Annotated in this window: 13 protein-coding genes; 5 read left to right on the forward strand and 8 right to left on the reverse strand. The window is 72.2% G+C overall.

Features of this window, described 5'->3' with window-relative positions; all coding sequences use genetic code 11:
* The first annotated feature begins 39 nt into the window (after positions 1-39).
* The 4 genes from QSK15_RS31815 to pgl all read left to right on the forward strand — a co-directional run bounded on the left by QSK15_RS31815 (position 40) and on the right by pgl (position 5,232).
* Complete coding sequence (locus QSK15_RS31815) at positions 40-1,689, forward strand: phosphoglucose isomerase-related protein (RefSeq protein WP_285797732.1); 1,650 nt, start codon at positions 40-42, stop codon at positions 1,687-1,689.
* Positions 1,690-1,790: 101 nt separating this feature from the next.
* A complete protein-coding gene (zwf, locus tag QSK15_RS31820; protein WP_285797733.1) occupies positions 1,791-3,305 on the forward strand; it encodes a glucose-6-phosphate dehydrogenase in 1,515 nt (504 codons plus the stop codon).
* Entirely contained in the window at positions 3,302-4,318 is a 1,017-nt protein-coding gene (locus QSK15_RS31825; protein ID WP_285797734.1) for a glucose-6-phosphate dehydrogenase assembly protein OpcA, read from the forward strand. The genes zwf and QSK15_RS31825 overlap by 4 nt, the downstream gene beginning before the upstream one ends.
* Positions 4,319-4,461: 143 nt before the next feature.
* The gene (gene pgl / locus QSK15_RS31830) at positions 4,462-5,232 is read left to right on the forward strand and encodes a 6-phosphogluconolactonase (protein ID WP_285797735.1); all 771 of its coding nucleotides are present in this window, start codon (positions 4,462-4,464) and stop codon (positions 5,230-5,232) included.
* Between the two features lie 10 nt (positions 5,233-5,242).
* Here pgl and QSK15_RS31835 read toward each other — a convergent pair whose 3' ends face one another.
* The 8 genes from QSK15_RS31835 to rapZ all read right to left on the reverse strand — a co-directional run bounded on the left by QSK15_RS31835 (position 5,243) and on the right by rapZ (position 12,359).
* Positions 5,243-5,584: an RNA polymerase-binding protein RbpA gene (locus tag QSK15_RS31835; protein ID WP_285797736.1), complete on the reverse strand. Its 342-nt coding sequence runs from the start codon at positions 5,582-5,584 to the stop codon at positions 5,243-5,245.
* A gap of 140 nt (positions 5,585-5,724) precedes the next feature.
* Positions 5,725-5,985 (reverse strand): preprotein translocase subunit SecG, encoded by a 261-nt coding sequence (gene secG, locus QSK15_RS31840; RefSeq protein WP_030337344.1) that lies wholly within the window; start codon positions 5,983-5,985, stop codon positions 5,725-5,727.
* A 96-nt stretch (positions 5,986-6,081) separates the two neighbouring features.
* Positions 6,082-6,873, reverse strand: a complete 792-nt coding sequence (gene tpiA, locus QSK15_RS31845) for a triose-phosphate isomerase (RefSeq protein WP_285797737.1) — start codon at positions 6,871-6,873, stop codon at positions 6,082-6,084.
* Positions 6,874-6,875: 2 nt separating this feature from the next.
* A complete protein-coding gene (locus QSK15_RS31850; protein ID WP_285797738.1) occupies positions 6,876-8,075 on the reverse strand; it encodes a phosphoglycerate kinase in 1,200 nt (399 codons plus the stop codon).
* Positions 8,072-9,076, reverse strand: a complete 1,005-nt coding sequence (gap, locus tag QSK15_RS31855) for a type I glyceraldehyde-3-phosphate dehydrogenase (RefSeq protein WP_088988543.1) — start codon at positions 9,074-9,076, stop codon at positions 8,072-8,074. Before gap ends, QSK15_RS31850 begins: the two co-directional genes overlap by 4 nt.
* 266 nt (positions 9,077-9,342) lie before the next feature.
* Positions 9,343-10,323, reverse strand: coding sequence for a DNA-binding protein WhiA (gene whiA, locus QSK15_RS31860; RefSeq protein ID WP_030337350.1), 981 nt, complete (start codon positions 10,321-10,323; stop codon positions 9,343-9,345).
* A gap of 54 nt (positions 10,324-10,377) precedes the next feature.
* Positions 10,378-11,460 carry a gluconeogenesis factor YvcK family protein gene (locus QSK15_RS31865; protein ID WP_285797739.1) on the reverse strand — a complete coding sequence of 361 codons (1,083 nt, stop codon included), beginning with the start codon at positions 11,458-11,460 and terminating at the stop codon, positions 10,378-10,380.
* On the reverse strand, positions 11,457-12,359 hold the full coding sequence (rapZ, locus tag QSK15_RS31870; RefSeq protein WP_285797745.1) for an RNase adapter RapZ: 903 nt from the start codon (positions 12,357-12,359) through the stop codon (positions 11,457-11,459). The genes QSK15_RS31865 and rapZ overlap by 4 nt, the downstream gene beginning before the upstream one ends.
* A 188-nt stretch (positions 12,360-12,547) precedes the next feature.
* Here rapZ and recQ point away from each other — a divergent pair, with 188 nt between their 5' ends.
* Positions 12,548-14,389 (forward strand): DNA helicase RecQ, encoded by a 1,842-nt coding sequence (gene recQ, locus QSK15_RS31875; RefSeq protein ID WP_285797740.1) that lies wholly within the window; start codon positions 12,548-12,550, stop codon positions 14,387-14,389.
* Positions 14,390-14,457: the final 68 nt, after the last annotated feature.

A 14,457-nucleotide genomic window follows, 5' to 3' on the forward strand; every position in this document is an offset into this window, starting at 1 on the left:
GCTGCCTCATGACGGCACGCGGCGAAGCGGAGTGACGGCATGAGCGACCTGCTTGCTGGGGCGGTGGAGGGAGCCGCCGGGCTCTCCGTGTACGGCGCGGACGCGGTCGACAAGGCCGCGCCCGCCTCAACCCGGGACGCGCTGGTCAAGGCCGGCGTCCCGGGCAAGCTGGCGGGCAAGGACCCGAGCCTGTGGGGTCCGGACGCCGAGGCCGAGGCGAAGATCCGCCTGGGCTGGGTGGACACCCACCGGCGCAGCCGCGAGCTGCTCGCGCAGTTGGCCGAGCTGACCGCGGAGCTGGCCGACCTGGATCACGTGGTGCTCGCCGGCATGGGCGGTTCGTCGCTCGCGCCCGAGGTGATCACCCAGACGCTGGGTCGTCCCCTGACGGTGCTGGACACCACCGACCCGGGTCAGGTCCGGGCGGCGCTCGGTGACCGGCTGGAGCGCACCGTCGTGGTGGTGGCCAGCAAGTCCGGGTCGACGGTGGAGACCGACAGCCACCGGCGCGCCTACTGGCAGGCGTTCCTGGACGCCGGGATGACCGAGGCGGAGGCCGGCCGGCACTTCGTCATCGTCACCGACCCGGGTTCGCCGCTGGAGGCCACCGCGGCCGAGATGGGCGCGTTCACCGTGCTCGCCGACCCGAACGTCGGCGGCCGGTACTCGGCGCTCACCGCGTTCGGTCTGGTGCCGTCGGCGCTGGCCGGCGTGGAGGTCGCGGAACTGCTCGACCAGGCCGACGCGCTGGCCACCTCGCTCGGCGCGGACCAGAACAATCCGGCATTGGCCCTGGGCGCCGCGCTGGGCGCCGCGGCCACGCTGGCTCGGGACAAGGTCGCCCTCGTCTCCGACGGCACCGGCATCGACGGGCTCGGCGACTGGGCCGAGCAGTTGATCGCCGAGTCGACCGGCAAGGCCGGGGTGGGCATCCTCCCGGTGGTCGTGGAGTCCCCGCAGAGCCCCGGTGCCACCGGCGCGGACGTGCTGACCGTCAGCTACGGGGGCGCGCTGGCCCCCGGTGACGTGCCGGGCGGCGGCGCCACCCCGGACGTGGCCGTCAACGGCCCGCTGGGCGCGCAGTTCCTGGCCTGGGAGTACGCCACCGCGGTGGCCGGTGTGGTGCTCGGGATCGACCCGTTCAACCAGCCGAACGTCACGGAGTCCAAGGAGAACACCAACAAGATCCTGGCCTCGGGCCTGCCGGCGGAGACGCCGTCGTTCACCGAGGGCGCGATCGAGGTGTACGCCCCGCAGGGCGCCCCGGGTGACCTGGCCGGCGTGCTGCGCTGGCTGCTCGACGGGTTGGGCGACGACGGTTACCTCGCGGTGATGGCGTACCTCGACCGGTTCGCCGACGCCGACGCGGCCCGGCTGCGGCCGCTGCTGGCGCAGGCGGGCGGGCGGCCGGTCACCTTCGGCTGGGGGCCGCGCTTCCTGCACTCCACCGGCCAGTACCACAAGGGCGGTCCGCAGGTGGGTAGCTACCTGCAGGTGACCGGCGCGGTGGCCGAGGACCTGGCGGTGCCGGGCAAGCCGTACACCTTCGGTGAGCTGCAGGCGGCGCAGGCCGCCGGGGACCGGCAGGCGCTCGCCGGTCGGGAGCGGCCGGTGCTGCGGCTGCACCTGACCGACCGGGCCGCCGGTGTCGCCCAACTACTGGACGCGGCCGGTGATCTGCGGGCGTGAGGATGGACGACGTGACTGAGGCGGAGCGAGGAGGTGGGTCGGTGAGCGCGAGGAGTGAGCCGGGGTTGCAAGCCCCGCAGTCGCGAGTTGAAGGTGGCTCCGTGAACCCGCTGCGCGACCCGCAGGACCGCCGGTTGCCCCGGATCCCCGAGCCGTGCGCTCTGGTGATCTTCGGGGTGACCGGCGACCTGTCCCGCAAGAAGCTGCTCCCCGCGGTCTACGACCTGGCCAACCGGGGGCTGCTACCGCCCGGCTTCGTGGTGCTCGGCTTCGCGCGTCGCGACTGGGGCGACGGTGACTTCGAGACCCTGGCCTGCGAGGCGGCGAAGAAGCACGCCCGTACGCCGTGGCGGGACGAGGTGTGGGCGCGGCTGGCCGGCAACATCAAGTTCGTGGGTGGCTCGTTCGACGACGACGCCGCCTTCGACCACCTCGCCTCGACCCTGGACGACCTGCGCCAGACCCACGGCATCGCCGGTAACGCGGCGTTCTACTTCTCCATCCCCCCGGCCGCCTTCCCGGTGGTGCTCAAGCAGTTGGCCCGCACCGGGATGGCCGACAACGCCAAGTCCGGCGGTTGGCGGCGGGTCGTGGTGGAGAAGCCCTTCGGCAACGACCTGCCGTCGGCGAAGGCGCTCAACGACCTCGTCGACGACGTGTTCACCCGGCAGGACGTCTTCCGGATCGACCACTACCTGGGCAAGGAGACGGTTCAGAACATCCTCGCCCTGCGGTTCGCCAACAACCTGTTCGAGCCTCTGTGGAACTCCAAGTACGTCGACTCGGTGCAGATCACCATGGCGGAGGACGTCGGCATCGGCACCCGCGCCGGCTTCTACGACACCGTCGGCACCGCCCGGGACGTGCTGCAGAACCACCTCCTGCAACTCCTCGCCCTGGTGGCGATGGAGGAGCCGACCAGCTTCGACGCCGACGAGATCCGGGCCGAGAAGCTGAAGGTGCTCAAGGCCATCACCCTGCCCAAGGACGTCACCCGCGACACCGTCCGCGGCCAGTACCTGCCCGGCTGGGTGGGCGGCGAACGCGCTGTCGGTTACCGGGACGAGCAGGACGTCCCCGCCGACTCCACCACGGAGACGTACGTGGCGGTGCGGCTGGGTATCCAGAACCGCCGTTGGGCGGAGGTGCCGTTCTACATCCGGGCCGGCAAGCGGCTGCCCCGGCGGGTCACCGAGGTCGCCATCATGTTCAAGAAGGCGCCGCACCTGCCGTTCAACGACGCCGACATGGAGTCGTTGGGCAACAACCAGCTGGTCATCCGGGTGCAGCCGGACGAGGGCGTGGTGCTCAAGTTCGGTTCGAAGGTGCCGGGCACCACCATGGAGGTCCGCGACATCGCGATGGACTTCCAGTACGGCGAGGCGTTCACCGAGTCCAGCCCCGAGGCGTACGAGCGCCTCGTCCTGGACGTGCTGATCGGTGACCGCACCCTGTTCCCGGACGCGGCCGAGGTCGAACAGAGCTGGCAGGTGATCGACCCCCTGGAGCACGCCTGGGCGGGCACCACCCCGGAGCCGTACCGGGCCGGTGAGTGGGGCCCGCGGGCCTCCGACGAGATGCTGGCCCGTGAGGGCCGCGCCTGGAGACGAGCATGATCGGGCTGTGGGACACCACCGGCAACGAGGTGGTCAAGGCGCTCGCCGCCGAGCGGCGCAGCGCCGGTGGGGTGGCCAGCGGCATGGCGCTCACCCTCATCGTGGTCGTGGACGAAAAGCGGGTCCGGGAGGCGGAGGCGGCGGCGACGATCGCCGCCGCCGCCCACCCGTGCCGGCTCCTGGTGGTGGTGCGCTCGGAGATCGAGCGGGACCGCAACCGACTGGACGCGGAGATCGTGGTCGGTGGCCGGCTCGGCCCGTGCGAGGCGGTGGTCACCCGGATGTACGGCCGGCTGTCGCTGCACGCCGAGTCGGTCGTGATGCCGCTGCTCGTGCCCGACGTGCCGGTGGTCACCTGGTGGCACGGCGAGCCGCCGGCGGAGATCGCCACCGACTTCCTCGGGGTGGTGGCCGACCGGAGGATCACCGACTGCGCGCAGGCCGCCGACCCGGTGGAGGCGCTGCGGCAGCGTGCCCGGGACTACGCACCGGGCGACACCGACCTGGCGTGGACCCGCATCACCCCGTGGCGCACCCTGGTCGCCGGGGCGTTCGACACCACCAGCGCCCAGGTCACCGAGGCGACAATCGTCGCGCCGCCCAGCGACCCGACGGCGGCGCTGATGGCGGGTTGGCTGTCCAGCCGGCTCGGCATCACCCCGCACCGGGTGGACAGCAACGAGTACCCCCGCATGCGGGAGGTGCAGCTCAGCTGCGCCAACGGCGACCAGCTGACGCTGACCCGCGAGGACAGCATGGCCGTGTTCCGGCGCACGGGTCAGGAGGACCGGGCTCTGCCGCTGGTCCGCCGCCCGCTCGGCGACGAGCTGGCCGAGGAGCTGCGCCGGCTGGACGCCGACCAGGTGTACGCGGAGGCGCTGGGCGCGACGGCCGGCCTGCGCGGGCTGGAGCAGCGCCCGCCGCAGCGGGTCCACGTCTGGAAGGACCCGGCCACCGCGCAGCGCGCCGAGGCCGGGGTCACCGCGCACGCCGGCACCAGCGGCGAGGGCTGAGCCCAGCCGGGGCACGACGTCGGGCAGGGCCGGTACCCACCGGCCCTGCCCCGCAACCTCTGGGGTTTTCTCTCCACCACCTCGGGCGGACCGTCCCGGGCACGACAGCGACCGCCCCGCGGTCGGGAAACGAAGGCGCAACCATGAGTGAGGCGAGTGTCGCCGTCCACGCCGACGCCGACCTGCTGGCGCAGGCCGTGGCGGCCCGGTTGCTGGTGAAGCTGCTCGACGCCCAGGCCGACCGGGGCGAAGCCTCGGTGGTGCTCACCGGCGGTCGGGTCGCCGCGGCCGTGTACCGGGCGGTGGCGGCGCTGCCGGCCCGCGACGCGGTGAACTGGTCCCGGGTCGACGTGTGGTGGGGCGACGAGCGGTTCCTGCCCGCCGGTGATCCGGACCGCAACGAGACCCAGGCTCGCGCCGCCCTGCTGGACGTGGTGCCGCTGGACCCGGCCCGGGTGCACGCGATGCCGGCCTCGGACGGCCCATCCGGCAACGACCCCGAGGCGGCGGCTGCCGGGTACGCGGAGGAACTGGCCCGCGCCGCCCGGCCCGGGCACGCCACCCTGCCGCACTTCGACGTGCTGATGCTGGGCGTCGGCGAGGACGGCCACGTGGCGTCGGTCTTTCCCGAGCACCCGGTCGGCTACGAGACGCGGCCGGTCAGCGCGGTGCGGGGCAGCCCCAAGCCGCCGCCGACGCGGACCACCCTCACCCTGCCGGCGATCAACACCGCCGAGGAGGTCTGGCTGGTGGCCGCCGGCGCCGACAAGGCTCGCGCGGTGGGTATGGCGTTGGCCGGCGCGGGGCCGGTCCAGTTGCCGGCGGCCGGCGTGCGCGGTGTGAGCCGCACCCGTTGGCTGTTGGACCGGGCGGCGGCAGCCGACGTGCCCGCCCGGCTGCGCAGCCTGCGCTGAGCGCGGCCCGCTACTCGCCGCGTCGGCGCCGCAGAGCGGCGAGTGCCTCGTTCAGCAGGGCCTCGCCCTCCTCGGCGGTGCGCCGCTCCTTCACGTACGCCAGGTGGCTCTTGTACGGTTCGGCGCGGGCCCGGCCCGGCGGGTTCTGGGCGTCCGGGCCGGCGGGCAGCCCGCAGCGGGGGCAGTCCCACAGGGCCGGCGGCTCGACGTCCGCGGCGATCCGGATGTCGACCCGGTGGTCGTTACGGCACCAGTAGGTGACGTCCTGTCGGGGGGCGGGTTGGTGCCGCTCGTCCGGGCGCATGGGTGCGGACCCGACCCGGGCTCCCCGGATAACGTTGCCACTCGGCACGGCTGCTCGCTCCTGTCGTCGGAGGGGACCCGCCGTCTTCGGGGGTGGAGCGGCGGGCGACGCGGTGCAGCGGGGAAAAGCCTGCGCGCGGCCCGTCGAGTGACGAACCGCGCGCAGATTGTACGACTTACTGGGCCTGCTCAGGCGCCGCTGTTCATCTGGAGGCGCAGCCAGAGCCCGAGCCCGACGATCGCGGCGAACCAGACGACGCTCACCAGCACGGTGTAGCGGTCCAGGTTCTTCTCCGCGACCGAGGAGCCAGCGAGGCTGGAGCTGACGCCACCGCCGAACATGCTCGACAGACCGCCGCCCTTGCCGCGGTGCAGCAGGATCAGCAGGGTGAGCAGAATGCTCGTGATGACCAGCAACACGATCAACGTGTATGCGAACCAGATCGGCATGGCTGGGGTCAGTTCCTCTCGTAGCGATCCTCGCCCGGTCTGATCGGGCACGGCGGCACCGACCGGCGGACGGGCGGTGTCAAGGATACCGAGCGATCAGCGAGCGAGGTGCTCCGGGAACCGGCAGATCTGAGCGAATTCCTCGGCGTCCAGGCTGGCGCCCCCCACCAGGCCCCCGTCCACGTCCGCCTGACTCATGATCGAGGCGATGTTGGACGCCTTGACCGAGCCGCCGTAGAGGACCCGGACCTGGTCGGCGGTCTCCTGGCCGAAGCGGGCCGCCAGCCGCTGACGTACCGCCCCGCAGACCTCCTGAGCGTCGTCAGGGGTCGCGGTCTTGCCGGTGCCGATCGCCCAGACCGGCTCGTACGCGACCACTACCTGCCGCACCTGCTCGGGGGTGAGCCCGGCGAGGCCCCCGTCGAGCTGGTCGGAGCAGTGCGCCACATGGCCGCCCTGCTCGCGGACGTCCAGCCCCTCCCCCACGCAGAGGATCGGCGTCAGGCCGTGCGTCAGCGCCGCCTTGACCTTGGCGTTGACCAGCGCGTCGTCCTCGTGGTGGTAGGCCCGCCGCTCGGAGTGCCCCACCACGACGTACGTGCAGCCGAGCTTGGCCAGCATCGACCCGGAGATATCCCCGGTGTACGCGCCGGACGCGTGCGGAGAGAGGTCCTGCGCGCCGTAGCCGATCAGCAGCTTGTCGCCGTCCACCGCGGTCTGCACGGTCCGCAGGTCGGTGAAGGGCGGCAGCACGACCGTCTCGACGTCGGTGAGCTGCTTCTCGGTGAGACTCGCCGCCAACTTCTGCACCAGCAGGTTGGCCTCGAGGTGGTTGAGGTTCATCTTCCAGTTGCCGGCCATCAACGGCCGGCGGGTGGTGCTCGCCATGTTCAGCTCTCCAGGGCCGCGATGCCGGGGAGGGTCTTGCCCTCGAGGTATTCCAGGGAGGCGCCACCACCGGTGGAGATGTGCCCGAAGGACGACTCGTCCAGCCCCAGGGCACGGACCGCCGCCGCGCTGTCACCGCCACCGACGACGCTGAACGCGTCGGCCTTGGTGATCGCCTCGGCGACCCCCCGGGTGCCGGCCGCGAACGCCGGCATCTCGAACACGCCCATCGGGCCGTTCCAGAAGATCGTCTTCGCCTGGGACAGGGCGGCGCTGAAGCCAGCCACCGTCTCCGGGCCGACATCCAGGCCGAGCCGGTGGCTCGGGATGCCGTCGACCCGCACCGTGTCGTGCGCCGCGTCCGGAGCGAACGCGTCCGCGACCACCACGTCGACCGGGAGCAGGATCTTGCCGTTGGCCCGCTCCAGCAGGTTGCGGCAGGTTTCGACCATGTCCTTCTCCAGCAGCGAGGTGCCCACCTCCAGGCCCTGGGCCTTGAGGAAGGTGAAGCACATCCCGCCACCGATGAGCAGCCGGTCGACGGTGGGCAGCAGCGCCTCGATCACGGCGAGCTTGTCGGACACCTTCGACCCACCGAGCACCACCACGTACGGCCGCTCGGGGTCACCGGTGAGCTTCGAGAGGACCTCGACCTCACGCAGCACCAGCCGGCCCGCGACGTGCGGCAACCGGGCCGGCACGTCGAAGACGCTGGCGTGCTTGCGGTGCACGGCACCGAACGCGTCGTCCACGTACGCGTCGCCGAACGCGGCGAGCTGGTCGGCGAAGGCGCCCCGCTCGGCCTCGTCCTTGCTGGTCTCACCCGCGTTGAAGCGCAGGTTCTCCAGGAGGGCGACCTGACCGTCGGCCAGGCCGGCCACTGTGGAGCGAGCCGACTCGCCGACGGTGTCGGTGGCGAAGTGCACCGGCGCGCCGAGCAGCTCACCGAGCCGCCCGGCGACCGGGCCCAGGCTGAACTGCGGGTCCGGCGCGCCCTTCGGGCGGCCCAGGTGCGAGCAGACGACCACCTTCGCGCCGGCCTCGACCAGCGCGCCGAGGGTCGGCAGCACCGCGCGGATCCGGCCGTCATCAGTGATCGCGCCGGACTGCTTGTCGAGCGGGACGTTCAGGTCGGCGCGCACCAGCACGCGCCGACCCGACACCCCCTCGGCGAGCAGATCGTCGAGGGTCCGGATGCTCACAGCGAGCTACCGACCAGCTTGACGAGGTCGACCAGACGGTTGGAGTAGCCCCACTCGTTGTCGTACCAGCCGACGACCTTGACCTGGTTGCCGACCACCTTGGTCAGCGGCGCGTCGAAGATGCACGACGCCGGGTCGGTCACGATGTCGGTGGAGACGATCGGGTCCTCGTTGTAGACCAGGATGCCCTTGAGCGGGCCGTCCGCGGCGGCCTTCAGCGCAGCGTTGACCTCGTCGACGGTGGTCTCGCGGCCCACGTTGACGGTGAGGTCGGTGACGGAGCCGGTCGGGATCGGCACCCGCAGGGCGTACCCGTCGAGCTTGCCCTTGAGGTCCGGCAGGACCAGGCCGATCGCCTTGGCGGCGCCGGTGGAGGTCGGCACGATGTTCAGCGCGGCGGCCCGGGCGCGACGCAGGTCCGAGTGCGGCGCGTCCTGAAGGTTCTGGTCCTGGGTGTACGCGTGGATCGTCGTCATCAGACCGTGCTGGATGCCGAACGTGTCGTGCAGGACCTTCGCCATCGGGGCGAGGCAGTTGGTGGTGCACGAGGCGTTGGAGATGATCGTGTGCTTCGCCGGGTCGTAGGTGTCGTGGTTGACACCCATGACGACGGTGACGTCCTCGTTCTTCGCCGGTGCGGAGATGATGACCTTCTTGGCCCCGCCGTCGACGTGCGCCTTGGCCTTGGTGGCGTCGGTGAAGAAGCCGGTCGACTCGATGACGACGTCGGCGCCGACCTCGCCCCACGGCAGCTTCGACGGGTCCTTCTCGGCGTACGCCTTGATGGTCTTGCCACCGACGGTGATCTCGTCGGCGGTGGCCTTGACCTCGTAGGGCAGACGACCGAGGATGCTGTCGTACTTGAGCAGGTGGGCGAGCGTGCCGTTGTCGGTCAGGTCGTTCACCGCCACGACCTCGATGTCGGCGTCAGACGCCAGCACTGCCCGGAAGAAGTTACGGCCGATTCGGCCGAAGCCGTTGATGCCAACCCGGATGGTCACAGGTCCCATCTCCTCGCGTTCTGGTCCGCCGGCTTCACACAACGGGCCGGCGGGAATGGTGTGCGCCGACCGTTGGAGCCGGCCGTCGACGGTTCATCTCGGCCACCCCGCCGCGCGGTCTGAGGACCTGACCGCCCGAGGCGGTGGGCACGACGAGAAAGGCCGGTGTCGGCCCCCTTGCCGTACTCAGCGACCCTATCCGAGCGCGCGAGACCACGCTGCGCCGGGTCGTGCTCCCGGACGCACCGTGCGGCCCCACCGTCCTATCAGACCACGAGCATGTCGGGCGTGACGGCTGCTTCCGTATCCGGGATGCCGAGGTCCCGGGCCCGCTTGTCGGCCAGCGCCAGGAGCCGGCGGATCCGCCCGGCGATGGCGTCCTTGGTCAGCGGGGGGTCGGCCAGCGCCCCCAGCTCCTCCAGCGACGCCTGCCGGTGCTCCAGGCGCAACCGCCCGGCGTCGGTCAGGTGGTTCGGCGCCTCGTCGGCCAGGATCTCCAACGCTCGGGTGACCCGGGCGGCCGCGGCGACCGCCGCCCGCGCCGAACGGCGCAGGTTGGCGTCGTCGAAGTTGGCGAGCCGGTTGGCGGTGGCCCGCACCTCACGGCGTACCCGGCGCTCCTCCCAGGCCAGCACGCTGGAGTGCGCGCCGATCCGGGTGAGCAGCGCGGCGATCGCGTCGCCGTCCTTGACGACCACCCGGTCCACCCCGCGTACCTCACGGTTCTTCGCGGTGATGCCGATGCGCCGGGCCGCGCCGACCAGCGCCAGCGCCGACTCCGGCCCCGGGCAGGTGATCTCCAGCGCGCTGGAGCGGCCGGGCTCGGTGAGCGAGCCGTGGGCCATGAACGCGCCCCGCCACGCGGACACCGCGCAGCAGACGTTCGCCGCCACCACGTGCGGGGGCAGACCGCGCACCGGGCGGCCCCGCACGTCGAGCAGCCCGGTCTGCCGGGCGAGGGCCTCACCGTCCTTGACCACTCGCACGATGAAGTGGCTGCCCTTGCGCAGCCCACCGGAGGCCAGCACGTGGATCTCGCTGGGATAGCCGTAGACCTCGGCGATCTCCCGGCGCAACCGCCGGGCAACCGCCCCGGTGTCCAGTTCCGCCTCCACCACCACCCGGCCGGAGACGATGTGCAACCCGCCGGCGAAGCGCAGCAGTGCGGCCATCTCCGCCCGCCGGCAGCAGGGCTTGGGCACGTCGACCCGACTCAGCTCGTCCTTGACCGCGGCCGTCATCGCCATTGTGCGTCCCCTCACGGACCTGTTCCGGCGTGTCGCCGGAGATTACGTACGTGTCTAACGATCGGCGCCCAGGACAGGCACCAGCGCGGCGCCCAGGGCAGCCGGATCATGGCGGGGAGTCCCGTCGACAACGGCGACGGGGGCGAGGACCAGGCGGGCACCCAGCGATTCTGCCGCACGTTCGACCGGTTCGGGGTCACCCACCGCCTTGGCGTCGGCGAGCACGAGATCCACCTTCAGCTCGGGCAGGTACCAGTGCAGCGCCGCGAGGTGGTCGGCGACGGAGAGCCCGAGGGTCTCCTTCTCCGCGGCGAGGTTCAGCGTGACCAGCCGCCGGGCCGAGGTGGACACGATGGCGTCGGCCAACTGCGGCACCAGCAGGTGCGGCAGCACGCTGGTGTACCAGCTGCCCGGCCCGAAGATCAGCCAGTCGGCCGCCCGGATCGCCTCGATGGCCTCGGCGCAGGCCGGCGGGGCGCTCGGTGTCAGGCGCAGCGACTCGACCCGTCCGGTGGTGACGGCCACCTGGTGCTGGCCGGTGACCGTGCGCACCTCGTCGGGGGCGGCCGGGTCGGCCCCGCGTACCCGGGCCTCGATCCCGACCGGTTGGCGGGACATCGGCAGCACCCGGCCGACCGCGCCGAGCATCGCGCCGGCGTGCTCCAGCGCCGCCACCGGGTCGCCGAGCAGCTCCATCAGGCCGCAGAGCACCAGGTTGCCCACCGCGTGCCCGGTCAGACCGTCCGTGCCGGCCGACGCGCCGTCGGTGTCGCGCGGGGCCGCACCGTGCGGGGCCGGGCCGTCCGGGCCCGGGTCGTCGCTTGCCGCCGAGCCCCTGTCGGTCCCGTCGGATCGGGGTACGCCCACCGGCACGGCGGCGAAGCGGTGCTGGAACAGTCCGGCGCTGCGCCGGGTGGCCGGGTGGTCCCCGGCCAACGCCACGAGCGCCTGACGCAGATCACCCGGGGGCAGGCCACCCCGCTCGGCCCGCAGCCGACCACTGGAGCCACCGTCGTCACCCACCGTCACCACCGCGGTGATGTCGAGGTCGAGTTCGGGAGCGCAGTGGCGCAGCGCGCGCAACGAGGCGGACAGCCCGTGCCCGCCGCCGAACGCCACCACCCGCCGGGTCGTCATTCCCGCCCCAGGTCACGGTGCTGGGCGTTCGCCGCCAGCCCGGAGTGCCGCAGTCGGCTGGCCAGCTCCTCGGCGATGGCCACGCTGCGGTGCTTGCCGCCGGTGCAGCCCACGGCGACGGTGAGGTACCGCTTGCCCTCCCGCTCGAAGCCGGTAGTGGTGGCGTTGACCAGGTCGGCGTACGAGGCGACGAAGGCGTCCGCGCCCTCCTGACCCAGCACGTACGCGCTGACCGCCTCCTCCCGTCCGGTGTGCTCACGCAGCTCCGGCACCCAGTAGGGATTGGGCAGGAAGCGGGCGTCCAGCACGAAATCGGCGTCCGGTGGCAGGCCGTACTTGAAGCCGAACGACAACACGGTGACCCGCAGCCGGCGGGCGTCCTCGCCGCCGAACAGCTCCTCGATGCGCCGCCGGAGCTGGTTGACGTTCAGGTGGCTCGTGTCGATGATCACGTCGGCCTGATCGCGGGCCTCCTCCAGCAGACCGCGTTCCACGGCGATGCCGTCGGCCAGCCGCCCGTCACCCTGCAACGGGTGCGAACGCCGAACGCTCTCGAACCGCCGGATCAGCACCTCGTCATCGGCGTCCACGAAGACCACCCGGGGCGAGAAGCCGCGCTCCTTGAGCTCCCGGATCGCCCCGGCCAGGTCGGTGGAGAAGGCCCGCGACCGCACGTCCAGCACCATGGCGGTACGCCGGGCCGCGCCGCCCGCCTTGAACGCCAGCTCGGCCATGTCCAGCATCAGGGCCTGCGGCAGGTTGTCCACGACGTAGTAGCCGACGTTCTCCAACGCCCGGGCGACAGTGCTGCGGCCACCCCCGGAGAGGCCGGTGACCACCACGAGGGTGGTTTCCGACTCGGCCGCCGACTGCTCGTCGTCGGCCTGCGGGCCGTCGATCCGGTCACCGACTGTGCGCGCCTCGCTCACCCGTACCCCCAAGCCCTGGCGCCGCGGCCGCCTTCGGCCGCGATTGGTCAATCAGCGACTCTATCCCGCCGTCGGGTCAGGGCCGGGCACCCGTCGCCGACGCACCGGTCCGGGTGCGCCGGGCGGGCGCTGTCGGGGTCGGCTCGTAGACTCCCCGGATGGCCTCTCCCACCGACCTGCGTACCGAGGAAGCGCTGCCGGTGCTGCGCCGGGTGTTCGGCTACGACGCCTTCCGCGGTTTCCAGCAGGACGTGATCGACCACGTGGTCGCCGGCGGCGACGCGCTGGTGTTGATGCCCACCGGTGGCGGCAAGTCCCTGTGCTACCAGATCCCGGCGCTGGTCCGCGAAGGGGTAGCGGTCGTGGTGTCCCCGCTGATCGCGCTCATGCAGGACCAGGTGGACGCGCTCACCGCGGTCGGCGTGCGCGCCGGGTTCCTCAACTCGACCCAGACCCTGGACGCCCGGCGGCGGGTGGAGGCCGCCTTCGTCGCCGGTGAGCTGGACCTGCTCTACCTGGCCCCGGAGGCGCTCGGCGTCCGGTCCACCCTCGCCCTCCTGGACCGCGGACGCATCTCGCTGTTTGCGATCGACGAGGCGCACTGCGTGTCCCAGTGGGGGCACGACTTCCGCCCCGACTACCTCGCGCTGTCGATGCTGCACGAACGCTGGCCGCAGGTCCCCCGGATCGCGCTGACCGCCACCGCGACCAGCGCCACCCGCACCGAGATCGCCACCCGACTCAAGCTCGACGACGCCCGGCACTTCGTGGCCAGCTTCGACCGGCCCAACATCCAGTACCGGATCGTGCCCAAGCGCGAGCCCCGCAAGCAGCTGCTGACCCTGCTGCGTGACGAGCACCCCGGCGACGCCGGCATCGTCTACTGCCTGTCCCGGGCCTCGGTCGACAAGACGGCGGAGTTCCTCAGCGCCAACGGGATCGCCGCCCTGCCCTACCACGCAGGGCTGGACGCGGGCACCCGCGCCGCCAACCAGCAGCGCTTCCTGCGCGAGGACGGCCTGGTCATGGTGGCCACCATCGCCTTCGGCATGGGCATCGACAAGCCCGACGTCAGGTTCGTCGCCCACCTCGACCTACCCAAGTCCGTCGAGGGCTACTACCAGGAGACCGGCCGCGCCGGCCGGGACGGCCTGCCGTCCACCGCCTGGCTGGCGTACGGGCTCCAGGACGTCGTCCAGCAACGCAAGATGATCGAGACGTCCGACGGCGACCTCGCCCACCGCCGCAACCTGGCCACGCACCTGGACGCGATGCTCGCCCTCTGCGAGACGGTCCGCTGCCGGCGGGTCCAGCTGCTCGAATACTTCGGCGAGACGACGACGACCGCCTGCGGCAACTGCGACACCTGCCTCACCCCACCGGAATCCTGGGACGGCACCGTCGCCGCCCAGAAGTTGCTGTCCACCGTCTTCCGCCTCGACCGCGAACGCAACCAGCGCTTCGGTGCCGGGCACTGCATCGACATCCTGCTCGGCAGGCAGACCGACAAGATCAGCCAGTACGGTCACGACTCGCTGACCGTCTTCGGCATCGGCGCCGAGCTCAGTGAGGCCGAGTGGCGGGGCGTGGTCCGGCAACTGCTCGCCGAAGGGCTGCTCGCCGTGGAGGGTGACTACGGCACGCTGGCGCTGACCGAGGCGAGCGGCGACGTGCTCGGCCGCCGCCGCACCGTCACCATGCGCCGCGAGCCGGAGAAGCCGCCGTCGAGCCGCTCGTCGAAGCCGCGCGGCTCGTCCACCGTCGTGGCCGAGCTGACCCCGGCCGCCGCGTCGCTGTTCGAGCGGCTGCGCGGCTGGCGGGCGACCACCGCCAAAGAGCAGGGCGTTCCGGCGTACGTGATCTTCCACGACGCCACCCTGCGACAGATCGCCAGCGACGCGCCCCGCACACTGGCCGACCTGTCCCGGGTCAGCGGGGTCGGCGAGAACAAACTCGCCAAGTACGGCGAGCAGATCCTGGCCGTCCTCGCCACCGACTGAGCATGCCGAAGGGCCGGGCCCCGTGGTGGGGTCCGGCCCTTCGGTTGTGTGCTGGTGTGTTGGTGTGT

The organism is Micromonospora sp. NBRC 107095 (assembly GCF_030269705.1).
In the GTDB taxonomy this organism is placed as follows: domain Bacteria; phylum Actinomycetota; class Actinomycetes; order Mycobacteriales; family Micromonosporaceae; genus Micromonospora; species Micromonospora parva.